Below are 13228 nucleotides of genomic sequence, written 5' to 3'. Positions count from 1 at the left end.
ATGACGACCGCACCGACACAGGACGCCGCCGGCCTCGCTGCCGATTACTGGCGCACCGACATCATCGACATCGAACCCGGCCGCATCCACGTACGCGGCTACCCGATCCAGGAACTGATCGGCCAGATCGGCTTTGCCGAAATGATCTGGCTGATGCTGCGCGGCGAACTGCCGGCCAAGGGGCAGGCGGCCTTGCTGGAAGCGGCGCTGGTGGCGTCGGTCGATCACGGCCCGCATGCGCCATCCATTGCGATCGCGAAGATGGCGACGAGCTGCGGCCTGCCGCTCAATGGCGCGATGGCGTCTGCGTTGAACGCGCTGGACGACGTGCACGGCGGAGCGGGGCAGCAGGCGGTCGGGCTGTTCCACGATATCGAGGCGCGCATGTTCGACGGCGCCTCGCTGGAGGCGGCCACGGCGGCGGGCGTCGATGCGTTCATCGCCGCGCACGGCAAGTACCTGCCGGGCTTCGGGCATCGCTTCCATCCGGTGGACCCGCGAGCGGTGCGTCTGCTCGCACTGGTGGACGAGGCCGCGCAAGACAACGTGGTCGGCGGTCGTTATGCCGCCATCGGCCGGGCCATCGCGGCGCTGCTGGCTGCGCGCAAGGGCCGGCCGATCCCGATGAACATCGATGGGGCGACTGCCGTCATCTATGCCGAGCTCGGGTTTGCCGCACCGTTGGCGCGCGGGGTGTTCTGCCTGTCGCGCGCGGTGGGCATCCTGGCGCATGCGTGGGAGCAGTCGGGCCGCGACGAGCGCAACAAGGGCCCGATGCCGCGCCAGTTGCCCTACCGCTATACCGGCGCGTCCACGCGGCATCTGCCGCAGACCGACGCGGCGACTGCGTCATGACGTATTGCAACTGGCCCCCGGTCGAGACCACCGTCCTTGCCGAAATGCCGGCCGCCCTGCGCCGGCCCGTCCCGACCGAATGGTCGCGCGCCAACAAGGGTGGGGCGCCGGTCGATTGTTTTCTTGAAGGCCCGTGCTGGGACGCGCAGGGCAACCTCTGGGTGGTCGACATTCCGCATGGCCGCATCCTGCGCGTGTCGCCGCAGGGCGAGTGGAACGTCGTGGCCGAATACGACGGCGAACCTAACGGCCTCGCGCTGCGCCACGACGGCACGCTGCTGATTGCCGACTACAAGAACGGCCTGCTGTCGCTGGATCCGGCGACCGGCGCGATCTCACCCTTGCTCACCCGCCGCAACAGCGAGCGCTTCAAGGGCCCCAACGATCTCGTCGTCGCGCGCAATGGCGACGTGTATTTCACCGACCAGGGCCAGACCGGTCTGCACGACCCGACCGGCCGCGTGTACCGCCTGCGCGCCGATGGACGCCTCGACTGCCTGCTCTCGAACGGGCCCAGCCCGAATGGCCTGGCACTGACACCGGACGAATCCGCCCTGTTTGTCGCCATGACCCGCGACAACGCCGTCTGGCGCCTGCCGCTGCTTGCCGACGGCAGCACCAGCAAGGTCGGCCGCTTCGCGCAGTTCCATGGCACCAGTGGCCCGGACGGCATGGCGATGGACCCGGTCGGCAACCTGCTCGTCGCGCATGCCTCGCTGGGCGCGGTGTTCGCGCTGTCGCCCCACGGCGAGCCGCTGGCCCGCATCGCATCGTGCCGCGGGCGCTCCACCACCAACGTCGCGCTGACCCCCGATGGTCAGGGCATCGTCATCACGGAGTCGGCAACCGGCACCGTCCTCCAGGCCAGCTGGCGCGGGCTCGAGCTCGCCTGACGGTCATCTTCCGCGCGCCGAGGGGGCACGCCCGGCCCATGGGTGCGCGGCGCAGATCACGCAGCGCCTTCCGCCATACCGTCGATTCCGCACCTGACAAAGTGCACCGGCCGGTTCTGTCTCAATATGAGAGACATGTATCTATAGGTAATACAGAAGGGTAGGAGCTGTCCGACAAAGCTGGGTTCGTACTGTAGGAGCGATCCTACAAAGCTGCCTGTTGCCGGTCGGAACTGTCCTACATGGCTTGTAGGAAGCAGTAAGAAGTGTCCTACAAACCGTTAACCGAGCATCCCATGCTCACAGTCGCAAAACTGCCACGTCTTCTTTGTCGAATGAGGGTTCACAAGCGCAACAATATTGCTTTTTTGAGACAAAGATTGGGGTAAATACGTGTCAAACGTCCGCTTTAGCACATTGTCTATCCCGGGTCCGTCGGCCCACAAACGCTTCTCGTGCAATGTTTGTTAACACATTTGTAGGAAAATGGCCTACAAGTTTGTCGGAGAACTTACCCCCCTGATGTAGGGGGCTACCCTTCTTTACTTACCCTCAACTGAAACCCACAATGTGTTCAACACAAAACAACTTCACCATGTCTTGATTGACGTGAGTAAGAAGGGGCGGAAAGTGCCGGCAACGGCGCCGACCGCCAGAAGCATCCGGTCTGTGGGGATCGGGGCATGTCCGGCGAGGGTAGGTGCAGACGAAGTCTGTGCTACCGGACAGCACCGTGCGGGGTCGGATGCACGCTGTACTTTTACTGCACACGACGGGACAACATGGATACGCAAGACATTGTTTCCGAGATCAGCGAGCTGAATCTCACCTACCTGATGCTTGCCCAGCAGATGCTGGCCAAGGATCGCGATGCCGCGCTTTTTCGCCTCGGCATCTCCGAAGAACTGGCTGACATCCTGCTGACGATGTCGCCCGCGCAGATCGTCAAGCTGGCCAGCACCAACGTGCTGCTGTGCCGCTTCCGCTTCGACGATCACGCCATCCTGGGTCTGGTGACCCAGCCGCACCGTGACAAGGGCCTGCAGCAATCGCAAATGTCGATCCTGCTGGCGCGTCAGGCGGTTGAGCAGATCAACTGAACTGTTTGCGGCGGGTTTTCCGCCGGGTTCAGGGATTGCACTTTGGATGAGTAGCAAGCGTAGCGGGAGCAGTGCCATGCGACACACCAGCGTCATGAATGAAGTCGAGCAGATCCACCTGGCAGCGGAATTGATTTCGCTCGGTGCGCGTCTGCAACTGCTGGAACAGGAGACCACGCTCAGCCGTGAGCGCTTGGTCAAGCTGTACAAGGAAATCCGGGGGGAATCGCCGCCCAAGGGCATGCTGCCGTTCTCGGCGGACTGGTTCCTGACGTGGTCGCCGAACATCCATTCGTCGATTTTCCTGAACATCTATCGCTTTCTGGGCGAGAACAGCCGCAGCACCGGGGTGCGCCGCCTGATCTCGGCCTACAAGCTGTACCAGGAACACATCTACGTCCATGAGCAGGAAGAGGTGCTGTCGATCACCCGTGCGTGGATGATGCTGAAGTTCTTCGAGGGGAAGATGCTGCACACCGTGAAGTGCAAGCGCTGCACCGGCCATTTCGTGGCCCACGCAGACGACCTGCACCATGATTTCGTGTGCGGTGTGTGCCAGCCGCCGTCGCGCGCCGGGAAGAAGAAGCGCGTGGCTGGCCAGGCCGATGCGGTCGCAGAGAAGACGATCGAAGCCTGACGCGGTAGGGACGGAAACACGGACGGCCGGGAACGCCGGACGGGAAAGACGGGAAACGGGAAGCGCCGGCCAGTCCGGCACGCAGTACCACACATATCGAACACAACCCGCGCACGAGCAGCACAGGGGCTCAGACAGTCAAAAAAGGGGAAGGGGGTACGCCGGTCGCAGGCAACTGCAGACCGGTTTTTTTTTGTGCGTCCCGTCGTGCATGTGCCTCCTTCCGTATCGGCACGGCCCCACCGGTTGACGGCGCCCGACGAACGCGTTGGGCGCACCCGGTGCCGCCTGCGCGCCACGGTTACCCGAAGAAGAGGGGGCGGAAAGCGATTTCCGCCCCTTTTCTCATGGGCGCGCGGCCGCCTTTGGGAGGGTGATGCTCAAGCCGCCCGTTTTGCTGCCGTTCATGGTGGGTAAGGGGTGCGCGGCGCGGTGTTCCGGACCTGCGGGGGCTGCAAAAGCCTGCGCGAGCCTTCAGTTAACCCGTGCCATGCCGTTATTCCCCTTGTATTGATCGCAGGATCCCATTCAGGAGTTCACCCCGTGCTAGTCGCCATCGGTTACATCGTGATTCTCGCCTCGGTGTTTGGCGGCTACATGCTGGCCGGAGGCCATCTGGGCCCCCTGTTCCAGCCGACGGAGCTGCTGATCATTTTCGGCGCCGGCTGCGGTGCGTTCGTCGTCGGCAACGACAAGAAAGCCATCAGCGCCACGCTCAAGGCCCTTCCGGGCCTGTTCAAGGGCTCGAAATACACCAAGGCGCTCTATATGGAAGTGATGGCGCTGCTGTACGTGGTGCTGTCCAAGATCCGCCGCGAAGGGATGATGTCCATTGAGGCCGACATCGAAGCCCCGCACGAAAGCGCGCTGTTCGCGAACTACCCGGCCATCCAGGCCGATCACCACGCGCTCGATTTCATCTGCGATTACCTGCGCCTGATGGTGGGCGGCAACCTGAATCCGTTCCAGATCGAAGCACTGATGGATCAGGAAATCGACACCCACCACCACGAGGCCGAACAACCGGCCCGCATCATCACCAAGGTGGGCGACGCCATGCCGGCCTTCGGCATCGTGGCCGCCGTGATGGGTGTGGTGCACACCATGGGTTCGGTCGGCCTGCCGCCGGCGGAACTCGGCAAGCTGATCGCCTCCGCGCTGGTCGGTACGTTCCTCGGGATCCTGCTGGCGTACGGCTTCATCGGGCCGCTCGGTTCGCTGCTCGAGCAGCGCGCCGAAGAATCGACCAAGTTGTTCCAGTGCATCAAGGTGACGCTGCTTGCCAGCATGAACGGCTACGCCCCGGCGATCGCCGTGGAATTCGGCCGCAAGGTGCTGTTCTCGACCGAGCGCCCCTCGTTTGCGGAGCTGGAAGACCACGTGCGCGGTGCCAAGACGGCGTAGCGGGAACCCATGACCACGAAGCGCAGCCGATGAGCCGCGCCGGATAACGACGCAGTACACACCGACCGGAACGGACCATGAGCAAGTCCAGCACGCCGACCTTCATTGTCATTCGGCGCAACAAAAAAGGCGGACACGCGCACCACGGTGGCGCGTGGAAGATCGCCTACGCCGATTTCGTGACCGCAATGATGGCGTTCTTCCTCCTGATGTGGCTGCTGAGCTCCGTGACCAAGGCCGAGTTGTCCTCGGTGGAAACGTACTTCCGCACGCCGCTGAAGGTGGCGCTGTTCGGCGGTGCCGGTTCGGGCGACCAGTCCAGCATCCTGAACGGCAGTCCGGCCATCAAGCAGAACATGCCGCAGCCCAACCCGAGCCCCAGCCCCACGGTGCAGCGCCAGCGCAACATCCGCGACGAATCCGATGATGCGGTGCTCAACAAGCTCAAGCAGAAGATCGCCGAGATGGTCGAGACCAACCCGGTGATGAGTCAGTTCAAGCACCAGCTGCTGATCGACATGACCAGCGAGGGGCTGCGCATCCAGATCGTCGACCAGCAGAACCGGCCGATGTTCGCCAACGCCAGCGCCGAGGTGCAGCCGTACATGCGCACGATCCTGCGGGAGCTGGGCTCGGCGCTGAACGACGTGCCCAACCCGATCAGCCTGTCGGGCCACACCGATGCCACGCAATACGCCACGCAGCACGGCTACAGCAACTGGGAGCTCTCTGCCGACCGCGCCAACGCTTCGCGCCGGGAACTGATCGCGGGCGGCATGAAGCCCGAGAAGGTCAGCCGCGTGGTGGGCCTGGAGGCATCGGTGCCCCTGGACAAGACCAACATCTACAACCCGATCAACCGCCGCATCAGCATCGTCGTGTTGAACAGCCGTGCGGCCGAGGCCGTGCGCTCGGGTGGGGTCGAGCCGGTGGCCGACCTTCGCAACGACGGCAAGGACACGCTGACCGACGCCGCCGCACGCGCCACGGGTGTGGCCGATGCGATGTCGCCGGCCAAGCCAGCAAGCGCCGAGGGGAGAAAGACGCAATGAGCGAGAAACATATCCTGGTGGTGGACGACTCCACGTCGATCCGCCGCATGATTGCCGCGTGCCTGCGCGAATGCGGCTTTGCCGTGACGGAGGCCGCCGACGGCAGCGCGGCGCTCGACGTTGTGCGCGAGCACGCCGGCAGCGCGCATCACCTCGTGATCACCGACCAGGTCATGCCCTCGATGGACGGCCTGACGCTCATCCGTGCACTGCGCGCGCTGCCGGCCTACGCCGACACGCCCATCCTGATGCTCACCACAGAGGCCGACGGCACGATCCGCGAACAGGCCCGGGCGGCCGGCGCGACCGGCTTCCTGCCCAAGCCGTTCGACCCCGAGGGCCTCACCGATTCTGTCATGCAACTGTTCGAATGGCATGCGCAGACCCACCGGTCTGCGTCGGCCCATTAATCGACCGAGACGACCAACATGAACCTCGATCTCAGCCAGTTTTTCGGCGCCTTCTTCGAAGAAGCGGAAGAGCTGCTCGTCGACATGGAGCGGCTACTGCTCGATCTCGATCTCGCGAATCCTTCTTCTGATGATCTGAACGCCATCTTCCGCTGCGCGCATTCCATCAAGGGCGGTGCGGCCACCTTCGGTTTCACGCACATGACCGAACTCACGCATGTGCTGGAGTCAATTCTGGACCGCGCACGCACCGGCACCCTGCAACTGCGCGAGAACATGGTCGATGCCTTCCTGGAAACGAAAGACGTGTTGAAAAGCCAACTTGATGCCTACCGGCAAGAGCACCCCATCGATACGGCCACGCTCGAATACATGGTGGCCAAGCTCAACAGCCTGACTGCCGACGACGCCGCCGCGCCGGCTGCGCCCGCTCCTGTGGCCGCCGCGCCGGCCCCGGTGGCGGCCCCCGAACCCGGGCCGGTGGCTGCCGAGGCACCGGTGGCTGCGCCCGTGGGCGCCATCGACGGCGGGCTGGACATCAAGCTCATCGACGTCTCGAATGAAGACTGCGAGCTCATCGTCACCGAACTCAAGCACCTGGGCACCGTGCTGCGCCACGTGCGCAGCGGCCGCAACAGCGACATCGTGCTGCAGAGCACGTGCACGCCCGACGACATCATCGCGGTGAGCTGCTTCATCATCGACGCCGATCAGATCGTCATCACGCCGCACGCTGGTGACGCCGCGCCGGCTGCCGTTGCACCGGTGGCCGAAGCCGCCGTTGCCGCGCCGACGCCGGCCGCAGCCCAGACCGCCGTGCATGCGCCGGCCGCCAACGAGGCGGTGCCCGCGCCGGCTGCTGCCGCACCGGTGCCGACGCGCCCCGTCGCAGCCGAAAAGCCGGCCGTGGCGGCGGAAACGTCGATCCGCGTGGGGGTGGAGAAGGTTGACCAGCTCATCAACCTGGTTGGCGAGCTCGTGATTACGCAAGCCATGCTCGCGCAGACTGCGTCGTCGTTCGACCCGGTGTTGAACGAGCGCCTGTTTGCCGGCCTGTCGCAGCTCACACGCAACGCACGCGACCTGCAGGAAGCCGCCATGTCCATCCGCATGATGCCGATGGACTACGTGTTCAACCGCTTCCCGCGCCTGGTGCGCGACCTGGCGCACAAGCTCGGCAAGCAGGTCGAGCTGTCGACGTTCGGCAAGTCGACCGAACTGGACAAGGGCCTGATCGAACGCATCATCGATCCGCTTACGCACCTGGTGCGCAACAGCCTGGACCACGGCATCGAATCGCCGGAAGCCCGCGTCGCGGCTGGCAAGGATGCGACCGGCCAGCTGTTGCTGTCCGCGGCGCACCAGGGCGGCAACATCGTCATCGAGGTGAGCGACGACGGCCAGGGCCTGAACCGCGACAAGATCCTCAAGAAGGCGCGCGAGCGGGGCCTGCCCGTGTCGGACAACATGACCGACGACGAGATCAACCAGCTCATCTTCGCGCCGGGCTTCTCCACCGCCGACCAGGTGACGGACGTGTCCGGCCGCGGTGTGGGCATGGACGTCGTCAAGCAGAACATCCAGTCGATGGGCGGCTATGTCGAGATCCAGTCGCAGAAGGGCAAGGGCACGACGATCCGCATCGTGCTGCCGCTCACGCTGGCGATCCTGGACGGCATGTCGGTCAAGACCGGCGACGAGGTGTTCATCCTCCCGCTGTCGTGCGTGGCCGAATCGCTGCAGCCGCGCCCCGAAGACATCAAGGCTGTGCCAGGCGGCGGGCGGCTGCTGAAGGTGCGCAACGAATACCTGACGCTGGTGCCGCTGTACGAGCGCTTCCGCATCACGCCGTCGATTCCCGATCCGTCGGAAGGCATCGTCGTCATCCTCGATTCGGAGGGCAAGAAGATCGCCCTGCAGATCGACGAGCTGGTCGGCCAGCAGCAGGTGGTGGTCAAGAACCTGGAGACCAACTACCGCAAGGTACCGGGCATCTCTGGCGCGACGATCCTGGGCGACGGCAGCGTGGCGTTGATCGTCGACGTGTCGGCGCTGATGCGCGAGACCCGCGCCGGACATTCAGAAAACGCCATGCGTGCCGTTACTGCCGAAAAGCAGGAGATGGGCGAAGCACAGGGCGGGCGTTTCTCGACCGAGGCCATGGCCGCGGCATAAGCGTCCACGCCAGGCTGCATGCATCAGCCACCCACATCGAATTCAATCTAGTGGCCCGACGGGCCAAGGGGAGCCGCAATGGAAGTCAAGGAACACGCGATCGGAGAAGACACCGGCGGGGAAGAGTACCTGGCCTTCACGCTGGGCCGCGAGGAATACGGCATCGACATCCTGAAGGTGCAGGAAATCCGCGGCTACGAGACTGTCACGCGCATTGCCAACGCACCGGACTTCATCAAGGGCGTGATCAACCTGCGCGGCATCATCGTCCCGATCGTGGACCTGCGCATCAAGTTCCAGCTCGAGCGCGTGGAGTACAACCAGTACACCGTCGTCATCATCCTGAACCTGAAGGACCGCGTGGTCGGCATCGTGGTGGATGGCGTGTCCGACGTGCTGACGCTGCAAAGTCAGCAGATCAAGCCGGCGCCGGAGTTTTCGGGGGCGCTGGACACGGAGTACATCCGCGGCCTGGGCTCGATCGATGAACGCATGCTGATCCTGGTGGACATCGAGCGACTGCTCATGTCGGCCGACATGGCACTGTGCGACGAGGCCGAAGCGGCCTGATCGGCAACATGAATCCGGCCGGGGCGCGTTGCGTGCCCGCGGCCGATCGGTCCGGGCCGGGGAGGCCCGGCAGGCGACAAGACACCGCCACAACAGGTGCAGCGCCTCAAGGGGAGGAAAGCATGTTCAGCAGAATGACCATCCGGCTCCGGTTGGGGCTGATGATGGCGGGTGTGGGAGTGCTCGCCGTCATCGTTGGTGTGACGGGCCTCATTGGCATGCGGCACGCCAATACCCGTGTGCAGGAAACGTACTCCGTGCAACTGGCGGGGGCCGTCGCATTGGCGGAGTCCGATGCCAACCTGCTGAGCCTGCGCATCGTGCTGGACCGGGCCGCCATGGCGCCCAATGCGCCAGGGATCGACAAGACGATCGAGCGCGCGAGGATGTTCCTCGACAAGTCGGACGCCGCCTGGAAGCGCTATCGCGCGCTGCCGGTCGCGGCCGACGAGCGCAAGCTGGCCGAGCAGGCCGAAAGCCAGCGCGCCGCCTTCCTGCGCGATGGCGTGGAGGTTCTGCTGCAGGCGGTGCAGGCGCATGACGAGGCGCGCATCAGCAAGACCGTCATGGACGTCATGCCCGCGCTGTACCGCCCGCTGGGCGATACGGTGATCGCCCTCAACCGCATGCAGGTGGATGTCGCCCGCGCGAGCTACGAGGCCACGCAGCGTGAGCACGACAACCTGAGCGCGCTGACTTCGGCGCTGCTGCTGGGCGGCATCGTGGCCGGTGGGCTGATGACATGGGCGCTGCGCCGGTCCATCACGGTGCCGCTGATGCAGGCCATCGAGCAGGCCGAGCACATTACCCAGGGCGACCTCACCCACACGATCCATGTGGACCGCGCCGATGAAACCGGCCGCTTGCTGCTGGCCCTGCAACGCATGCAGGAAAGCCTGCAGAGGATGGTGGGCCAGGTGCGCGCGGGCTCCGACTCGATCGCCAGCGCCACGCAGCAGATCGCCAGCGGCAACGCCGATCTGTCGCAGCGCACCGAGCAGCAGGCTTCCGCGCTCGAGGAAACCGCGTCGAGCATGGAAGAGCTCACGAGCATCGTGAAGCAGAACGCCGACAACGCCCGGCAGGCGAGCCAGCTGGCGGGCAATGCGTCGGATATCGCCGTCAAGGGCGGCGAAGTCGTGGGCCGCGTGGTGGAGACCATGGCGGGCATCAATGAAAGCAGCAAGAAGATCGCCGACATCATCGGGGTGATCGAAGGCATTGCCTTCCAGACCAACATCCTGGCGCTGAATGCGGCAGTGGAAGCTGCGCGTGCGGGCGAGCAGGGACGCGGGTTTGCCGTGGTGGCGGGCGAGGTGCGCAGCCTCGCGCAGCGTTCGGCCACGGCGGCCAAGGAGATCAAGGAACTGATCAGCGATTCGGTGGGTCGTGTCGAAAACGGCTCCATGCTGGTGGCCGAAGCGGGCAGCGTGATCGACGAGGTGGTCGTTGCCGTCAAGCGCGTGACCGACATCATGGGCGAGATCAGCTCGGCGTCGGACGAGCAGAGCACCGGCATCGAGCAGGTCAACCAGGCCGTGAACCAGATGGACGAGACCACGCAGCAGAACGCCGCGCTGGTCGAGCAGGCGGCTGCTGCCGCCATGTCGCTGCAGGAGCAGGCCGATGGGCTGCGCCAGGCCGTGGCGGCCTTCCGCACGCAAGCGGGTACGCCGGCCGCAACGCCATCTGCGGGCCACCCCGAATCGCGCGTTGCCGCAACCGCGGTGGCCAGGGCCGAACCGCAGGCCAAGGCCGCCCGTGTTCGCGCGGCGCGCCCGACGCCGACTGCCGCGGCTCCGGCCCGAGCCACCGCTGCGGCCGTGGCGGCAGCGCCTGCAACCGTACAACAAGGCACGCGCAGCGCAGCCGCCGCCCCTGTGGCAAAGGCGGCCGCGCCAGCGCCCAAGTTGCAAACACCGAAGCTGGTCGCCGCAGGCGGCGACGACAGCGACTGGGAAACCTTTTAACCATGTATGCACGAGATCTTCGCTGCTCGCGAAAGCTCTCTCGTGCGTGTTTGTGGTGTGCAGCCTGCCCCTCGGGGCAGGTTTTTTTTTTGCCTGGGCAGGTCATGTCGCAAAGACGGGGTGATCCCCCTCTGAAGGGGCATGCGCCCTAGGCGGTTCTAAAGAGCCGTCCCCTGGGGGCCGATAGCGGTTACAGGGGCATACAGAAAGAGAGGGGTAGACAAACATGGGTTGGATCAAGCGCTTGCCGGTGTCCACGGTCCTCACCGGCGGATTCCTGATCGTGGCCGCAATGGGTGCGGCCATTGGCGGGTTGGGCATCTATACGATCACGCAGTTGACGAAAGCTAGCGAAGAGCTGGCCCAGAAGCAGATGCGCGCCATCACGCAGATGGGCGGTGCGGCCAACAGCCTCGCCCATGCCAGCCGTGCGCAGACGGCACTGCTGATCGCCACCACGCTCAGCGAGCGCAAGACGCTCAGCGGCCAGATCGCCGACAGCATGCAGCGCCTGAAGGAGGGCGTGGACAACGTGCGTCCGCTGTTCACCTCTGACGAGGGCAAGAAGATGATCCGCGAGGTGGATGCCGTCTACCCCGTGTGGAGCAAGCGCATGAACGACTTCGTTGCGCTGATGGACAAGCAGGGCCTGGACCCGACGCAGTTCGACAGCCGCGTCACGGCCGAGAACGTCGGCCTGCTCGACGACACCGCTGCGTTCGAGAAGACGCTCGACAAGATGGTCAAGCGCGTGGAGGAGGTGTCTGCGGCGTCCACCGTCAAGGCGCGGGACGATGCCCAGCGCTCGCGGCTCGTGATGGTCGTCCTGGCGTGTGCCGGTGCGCTGCTGGGCATCGTGCTGGGGCTCGTGATTGCGCGCCGCCTGTCGCGCCAGCTGGGTGGCGAGCCGTCATACGCGGCCGACATCGCGCGCCGCATCGCCGCCGGCGACCTCGCCGTGCATGTGCAGACCCGCCCGGGCGACCGCGACAGCATGCTCTTCGCCATGGCCCAGATGCAGCAGCAGTTGACCAGCACCATCAGCAACATCAAGCGCTCCGCCGATTCCATTGCCAGCGCCACCCAACAGATCGCCGCCGGCAACGCCGATCTGTCGCAGCGTACGGAAGAGCAGGCCAGCTCGCTGGAAGAAACGGCATCGAGCATGGAAGAGCTCACGAGCATCGTGAAGCAGAACGCCGACAACGCCCGGCAGGCGAGCCAGCTGGCGGGCAATGCGTCGGATATCGCCGTCAAGGGCGGCGAAGTCGTGGGCCGCGTGGTGGAGACCATGGCGGGCATCAATGAAAGCAGCAAGAAGATCGCCGACATCATCGGGGTGATCGAAGGCATTGCCTTCCAGACCAACATCCTGGCGCTGAATGCGGCAGTGGAAGCTGCGCGTGCGGGCGAGCAGGGACGCGGGTTTGCCGTGGTGGCGGGCGAGGTGCGCAGCCTCGCGCAGCGTTCGGCCACGGCGGCCAAGGAGATCAAGGCGCTGATTGGCGATTCGGTGGGCCGCGTGCGCAACGGCTCGGCGCTGGTGGCGGAGGCCGGCGAGGTGATCGAAGAAGTCGTGGTGGCCGTCAAGCGCGTGACCGACATCATGGGCGAGATCTCGGCCGCCTCGGACGAACAGAGCAGCGGCATCGAGCAGGTCAACCAGGCCGTGAACCAGATGGACGAGGTCACGCAGCAGAACGCCGCGCTGGTGGAAGAGGCCGCGGCCGCTGCCCTGTCGCTGGAAGAGCAGGCGCAACTGCTGCGCGACGCCGTGGCGGCGTTCCGCACCGATGCGTCTGCCGAGGCGGCTGCACCCGCTGCCGAAGCGGCTCGTGCGCCGGCCAGCCCGGCCCCGCGGAGCCAGACGCACCCGCCCAGACACGACGTCGTGCCGGCCGTAGCGCGCGCTCAGGCCTCGCGCAAGGCTGCTGCAGCGCCGGTCGCGCCCGCGCAGACGCCGGAGAATGCACCGTCTGCGCCGGTGGCGACCACCGCACGCACAGAAAAAGCGGCCAACGAAGCACATGTGCCGGCCCATCCCGTCGCAGTGGCGGCGGTTTCGGCCGCATCGGCAGGGCCCGCCCTCAAGCTGGCGGCCGGTTCTGCCGATGATGATGACTGGAGCACGTTCTGACGCCGGCTCTGCAGCAGCAAACCTG

Annotated in this window: 11 protein-coding genes; all 11 read left to right on the top strand. The window is 65.4% G+C overall.

Annotation, left to right across the window (positions count from 1 at the left end; translation table 11 throughout):
* The 11 genes from KHN96_RS01400 (at position 1) to KHN96_RS01350 (ending at position 13203) form a co-directional block, all read left to right on the top strand.
* A complete protein-coding gene (locus tag KHN96_RS01400; RefSeq protein ID WP_062738863.1) occupies positions 1–855 on the top strand; it encodes a citryl-CoA lyase in 855 nt (284 codons plus the stop codon).
* Positions 852–1748, top strand: coding sequence for an SMP-30/gluconolactonase/LRE family protein (locus KHN96_RS01395; protein WP_062738864.1), 897 nt, complete (start codon positions 852–854; stop codon positions 1746–1748). The genes KHN96_RS01400 and KHN96_RS01395 overlap by 4 nt, the downstream gene beginning before the upstream one ends.
* Positions 1749–2530: 782 nt before the next feature.
* Positions 2531–2848 carry a flagellar transcriptional regulator FlhD gene (gene flhD, locus KHN96_RS01390; protein WP_045219649.1) on the top strand — a complete coding sequence of 106 codons (318 nt, stop codon included), beginning with the start codon at positions 2531–2533 and terminating at the stop codon, positions 2846–2848.
* Between the two features lie 76 nt (positions 2849–2924).
* Positions 2925–3485, top strand: coding sequence for a flagellar transcriptional regulator FlhC (gene flhC, locus KHN96_RS01385; RefSeq protein WP_045219651.1), 561 nt, complete (start codon positions 2925–2927; stop codon positions 3483–3485).
* Between the two features lie 543 nt (positions 3486–4028).
* Entirely contained in the window at positions 4029–4889 is an 861-nt protein-coding gene (gene motA / locus KHN96_RS01380; protein WP_045219652.1) for a flagellar motor stator protein MotA, read from the top strand.
* Between the two features lie 77 nt (positions 4890–4966).
* On the top strand, positions 4967–5941 hold the full coding sequence (motB, locus tag KHN96_RS01375; protein WP_045219654.1) for a flagellar motor protein MotB: 975 nt from the start codon (positions 4967–4969) through the stop codon (positions 5939–5941).
* Complete coding sequence (locus KHN96_RS01370; RefSeq protein ID WP_045219656.1) at positions 5938–6351, top strand: response regulator; 414 nt, start codon at positions 5938–5940, stop codon at positions 6349–6351. Before motB ends, KHN96_RS01370 begins: the two co-directional genes overlap by 4 nt.
* Before the next feature lie 18 nt (positions 6352–6369).
* Positions 6370–8526 carry a chemotaxis protein CheA gene (cheA, locus tag KHN96_RS01365; RefSeq protein ID WP_045219658.1) on the top strand — a complete coding sequence of 719 codons (2157 nt, stop codon included), beginning with the start codon at positions 6370–6372 and terminating at the stop codon, positions 8524–8526.
* Positions 8527–8604: 78 nt separating this feature from the next.
* Positions 8605–9096 carry a chemotaxis protein CheW gene (locus KHN96_RS01360; protein ID WP_045219660.1) on the top strand — a complete coding sequence of 164 codons (492 nt, stop codon included), beginning with the start codon at positions 8605–8607 and terminating at the stop codon, positions 9094–9096.
* A 122-nt stretch (positions 9097–9218) separates the two neighbouring features.
* The gene (locus KHN96_RS01355; protein ID WP_062738865.1) at positions 9219–11066 is read left to right on the top strand and encodes a methyl-accepting chemotaxis protein; all 1848 of its coding nucleotides are present in this window, start codon (positions 9219–9221) and stop codon (positions 11064–11066) included.
* A gap of 226 nt (positions 11067–11292) precedes the next feature.
* Positions 11293–13203 carry a methyl-accepting chemotaxis protein gene (locus KHN96_RS01350; RefSeq protein WP_102079048.1) on the top strand — a complete coding sequence of 637 codons (1911 nt, stop codon included), beginning with the start codon at positions 11293–11295 and terminating at the stop codon, positions 13201–13203.
* The last annotated feature ends 25 nt before the right edge of the window (positions 13204–13228 follow it).

The organism is Ralstonia mannitolilytica (assembly GCF_905397375.1).
GTDB lineage: Bacteria > Pseudomonadota > Gammaproteobacteria > Burkholderiales > Burkholderiaceae > Ralstonia > Ralstonia mannitolilytica.
This window is presented reverse-complemented; position numbering and strand designations above follow the sequence as displayed.

Coding starts and splice junctions, on each gene's coding strand:
- flhC (WP_045219651.1), top strand. CDS start 2,925: ATGCGACACACCAGCGTCATGAATGAAGTCGAGCAGATCCACCTGGCA.
- KHN96_RS01395 (WP_062738864.1), top strand. CDS start 852: ATGACGTATTGCAACTGGCCCCCGGTCGAGACCACCGTCCTTGCCGAA.
- motB (WP_045219654.1), top strand. CDS start 4,967: ATGAGCAAGTCCAGCACGCCGACCTTCATTGTCATTCGGCGCAACAAA.
- flhD (WP_045219649.1), top strand. CDS start 2,531: ATGGATACGCAAGACATTGTTTCCGAGATCAGCGAGCTGAATCTCACC.
- cheA (WP_045219658.1), top strand. CDS start 6,370: ATGAACCTCGATCTCAGCCAGTTTTTCGGCGCCTTCTTCGAAGAAGCG.
- KHN96_RS01355 (WP_062738865.1), top strand. CDS start 9,219: ATGTTCAGCAGAATGACCATCCGGCTCCGGTTGGGGCTGATGATGGCG.
- KHN96_RS01360 (WP_045219660.1), top strand. CDS start 8,605: ATGGAAGTCAAGGAACACGCGATCGGAGAAGACACCGGCGGGGAAGAG.
- KHN96_RS01350 (WP_102079048.1), top strand. CDS start 11,293: ATGGGTTGGATCAAGCGCTTGCCGGTGTCCACGGTCCTCACCGGCGGA.
- KHN96_RS01370 (WP_045219656.1), top strand. CDS start 5,938: ATGAGCGAGAAACATATCCTGGTGGTGGACGACTCCACGTCGATCCGC.
- KHN96_RS01400 (WP_062738863.1), top strand. CDS start 1: ATGACGACCGCACCGACACAGGACGCCGCCGGCCTCGCTGCCGATTAC.